This window comes from Streptococcus sp. HMSC072G04, from assembly GCF_001813295.1.
Classification (GTDB): Bacteria; Bacillota; Bacilli; order Lactobacillales; family Streptococcaceae; genus Streptococcus.
The window spans coordinates 631-5,090 of the sequence record NZ_KV812042.1 but is presented as its reverse complement, the minus strand read 5'-3'; the positions used below and the strand labels follow the sequence as shown (position 1 = coordinate 5,090).

Below are 4,460 nucleotides of genomic sequence, written 5' to 3'. Positions count from 1 at the left end.
GAAGAACCAACTCAACCTAAGGGTAATGTCTACGTTCACTATGTAGATGAAAATGGTAACACTATCAAACGTTCTGTTACAGATGAATCTAACCAACCAGTAGGTAAAAATTACGATACAGTTGTGGACAACCGTCCTAAGACAATCGTAACTCCAGATGGTAAAGTCTATGAATTGGTACCACAAGGTAACTACCCAGTAGGTAACGTTGACGGTGAAGGTCACTTGACAACAACAGACCCAACAACTGGTAAAGTTATCGAAGGTGATAAGAACGTTACTTATGTTTACAAACTTGTGAAGACTCCAAACGTTCCAACACCAAACACTCCAGTGCCACCAACTCCAACACCAAATACTCCGGTAGATCCAACACCTAATAAACCAATGGATCCAACACCAAACACACCGGTAGATCCAACACCTAATACACCAGTGAACCCAGTTCCTGAGCAACCAGCTCAACCAGCTCCAGCTCTTGAACAACTTCCAAATACTGGTGAAACAGGATCTGTAGCTTCAGCTCTTCTTGGAGCAGTTGCAGGGGTTGCAGGGGTTGCAGCACTTGGAAGCCGCAAAAAAGAAGATGAAAAATAATCTTCTAAGCTAATTTGATTCGGTCATTTCAGGTATGTGGGAAATGAAAAAGGATCCCAAAAGAGAACCTTCGGGTTCTCTTTTTGTGTGCTGTTTTTTATGTTAAAAACTAGTCTTAATTAGTTACTTTTGGGGAAAATTAGTGTATAATAGCTCGATATCTTATTTTTAAGGAGCGGACATGTTTTTCAAACGTTCGAAGGGTGATTTTCGCGAAACGGAGCGAATCACGCGTTATAAATTAATCAAATCAGGAAAGAATTGGGTGAGGGCATCTATCTCGCAACTAGGGCTTTTTCGTGTCATGCGAGGTGGTGTAGATGAAAAGATCGTGGTTCAATACGAAGCATCATCATACTCTATGCCTGCGGATTTGGTCAAAGGGATGGTTGTGCTAGGGGCGTTGGCTGGGGCGACAACGGTTGCCAATCCAGTATTTGCTGAGGAAAATGAGATGAATGCGACTGTTGGATCAGAAATCAGTCCGTCGACCGGTGTGGTTGGACAAGATAGCTTTGTCTTGGGGACGACGTCTACCACAGACTCTGTGTCAGCCAGTCACTCTATAAGTGAATCTATCTCATTTTCAGAGTCAGCTAGTGACAGCCTTTCTCTATCTCAATCGGTATCTGTGAGCGAATCTCATGTTGTCAGTGCATCAATGAGTCCATCCACTTCAGAAATTGCTAGTAGCACTCTCTCAGAGAATGATACTATTCATGTAGCTACTTCTGAAACGAGTGAGAAAGTAGCAGAGGCTCAAAACAATCGCTCGGAAGACCAGGTGAAGCGTCTGCAAGTTTTGGCTTTGGATTTATACACCTATCGTGCGCAGGCTTTGGAAATCCCTGGGACAGAATCTGCTATTGAAAGTGGAGATCTGGCTTTAGAAGCTATTCGTACAGGCTTATCCAATCCGGCAATCCAAATGGATGCCGTGGAAAGCCAGGCTAAGAGTGCACGCAATCGCTTGGTCAATGCGGTGCTTCGTGCAACATCTGGCCAACGAGATCCGCGTAACGGGAATCGTATAGATGCTGATACCAGTCTCCGTGCGCCTCAGTATAATTTAGGTCCTGCCAATAATGCCTTGATTTCTGTCTATAACTCTGATTACATTAATCAGGCTTATAATGTTGTGGAAACCATTCCTACACGAAATAGTATTAAAAGCATTGGCTACGCTTCTGGTAGTGATCGTGTGAATGGCATTAATGTTCCGCAAACATCGGCCCTGAAAAATAGTGCAGTTGCCTTTAATATCATGGGAACTGTTGGCCAGACAGAGGTTGTAACGCCTGGGAAAATTTATAATGTTTCTTTTGTAGTGACCAATACGGCTAAGCAGTCAGTGACACGAACGCTACGAATCCAGGTTTTGCCGCAAAATGATGGCATTCGTAATCCGATTACGGATGTGACGACAGCGACATTTGTCAATGATACCACTAACTTGGCCCAGGCTGAAAAAGAGAAGATTTGGGAAACTTTTAAGGCTACTAATCCGAATATTGCAACTTCAAAAGACTTCAAGGGGTACTCGGTCTCAGCATCAGGTGTGGTGACCATTACCTATAAGGACAATACTTCTAATGATGTGACCATGCCTGTGCAACGTCTCGCACCTCCTACTGTAGAGACACGCTTGCTGGAGAAAGCCTACACCCAAACGCCTGTAACAGTGACCGGTGCTGAGCCTGGATCGACCGTTGTCTTGTATAATAATGATGATGAAATCGGAACAGCAGTAGCGGATGCTTCTGGACAAGCGATCGTAACACCGAATGCTCCCTTGCAAACGGGTGGAGTAACAGCTAAGACTCGCATTCTGTATGGTGATCATGCAGTTTATTCCGATGCCAGTAATATGGTTGCTGTAACAGATGCCACACGTCCTGAAGTGACGGCTAAGTTGACCGTCAATGGTGTGGAACCGAAATCAACCCCTCTTGAAGGTGGTGGGAAGAATTATACTATTTACGCTGGTGATGATGCGGTTGTGACCTTTACAGCTACTGATGACAGTGGCAAGTTGAAAGAAATGAAAGTCGTTGCACGAGCGGATCTGAACGACAATGCTTTGAACGGGAATTTCTTTGGTGGCAGCCAGTATGGAATAGGTGATATTGCTCCTATCACGGGAGATATTACGGCTACTAGTGCGAACCCTGCAACCATCACAACGACCATTCATTTGAAGGATGATCTTTACCATACCTACCGAAATACATGGCAACGCAACGTCGCGGCTATTGACAATGCCTCCAATATGAACCGTCCAAATGGTTTGGGTGAGATTCGGATTACCCAAGGGCGTCTCGCTGATCGTACGCCAGGTGTGGCGCCAACAAGCACTATTCAGGTGACGAGTTTAACTGCATTGACAGATGCAGATAAGAGCAAGGTGATTGCAGCTGTGTCGGCTGTTAACCCAGAGGTAGCCAACCGGATTAAATCCTATACGGTTAATAGCGATGGTACAGTCACCATTACTTATAAAGATAGTACGACCAATGTTGTAGCGGTGAAACTGTCAGATAGCGATCACAGTCAGTCTGTCTCAAACAGTCAGAGTGCATCTACGAAGACTTCACAATCGATCAGTCAGTCTGTAAGTGCGAAGCAATCACAGAGCGTATCGGCTCAGCAGAGCGTTTCATTGAGCCAGTCACTGAGCTCGGTCCGCTCGCAAAGTTTGTCGGCTTCACTAAGCCAATCAGCGTCGGCAAGTGCATCCGCTCAAGCAAGTCTATCTCGCAGTCAATCGTTGAGCAAGGAGGTTTCTCAATCTCAATCCGCTTCAACGAGCGCCTCTGTTTCAGTGAGTCAGTCAGCTTCAGCATCGCTTTCACAGTCGGCATCAGAGTCACTAAGTCAATCGACTCGCGAGTCGGCTTCAAAATCAGTAAGTCAATCGCAGTCTGAGTCTGCATCAGTATCCTTGAGTGAGTCCACTAGAAAATCAGCATCGTTGAACACTTCCGTATTAGAGAGTCAATCAGCCTCTACTTCGGTGTCGGTTTCAACGTCAGAATCAGCGTCTGCTTCTGAATCAGCCTCTGAGTCGACATCTACATCTGAGTCAGCGTCAGCCTCTGAATCGGTTTCTACATCAGAATCAATCTCTACATCCGAGTCAGTTTCAGTCTCTGAATCGGTGTCGGCGTCAGAGTCAGTTTCAACCTCAGAATCAGTGTCTACATCTGAATCTGTGTCAGTGTCCGAGTCAGCGTCAGAATCGGTTTCTACATCAGAATCAATCTCAACCTCAGAGTCGGTTTCAACGTCAGAATTAGTCTCATCGTCCGAGTCAGTATCTGCTTCTGAATCAGTGTCAACCTCAGAATCAGTCTCGACCTCTGAGTCAGTTTCAGTCTCTGAATCTGTATCTACGTCTGAGTCAATTTCAACCTCAGAGTCGGCATCGACCTCTGAGTCAGTTTCAGCCTCTGAATCAGTCTCAACCTCTGAATCGGCATCTGCATCCGAATCATTGTCAACGTCTGAATCGGTGTCAACATCTGAATCTGTTTCGACTTCCGAATCATTGTCAACATCTGAATCAGTTTCGACATCAGAGTCTGAATCAACATCAGAATCAGTTTCAGCATCTGAGTCGGTTTCTGCATCCGAGTCTGTCTCAACCTCTGAATCAGCCTCTGCGTCCGAGTCAGCATCAACGTCTGAGTCAGTGTCAACATCCGAGTCAGTCTCAACATCCGAATCAGCTTCTGCGTCTGAGTCAGCGTCAACTTCTGAATCAGTGTCTACATCTGAATCAGTATCAACGTCTGAGTCAGTGTCAGCCTCTGAATCAGCATCGACGTCTGAGTCAGCCTCTGCGTCTGAATCAGCCTCTGCAT

The 4,460-nt window shown here is 45.6% G+C and carries 2 protein-coding genes; both read left to right on the top strand.

Going from position 1 to position 4,460, the window contains the following annotated elements; translation table 11 throughout:
- Nucleotides 1–597 (top strand): MucBP domain-containing protein (locus HMPREF2904_RS12105; protein WP_141751216.1); only part of this gene is annotated, 597 nt, incomplete at its 5' end.
- A 181-nt stretch (nucleotides 598–778) separates the two neighbouring features.
- Nucleotides 779–4,460 (top strand): accessory Sec-dependent serine-rich glycoprotein adhesin (locus HMPREF2904_RS12100; protein WP_141751217.1); only part of this gene is annotated, 3,682 nt, incomplete at its 3' end.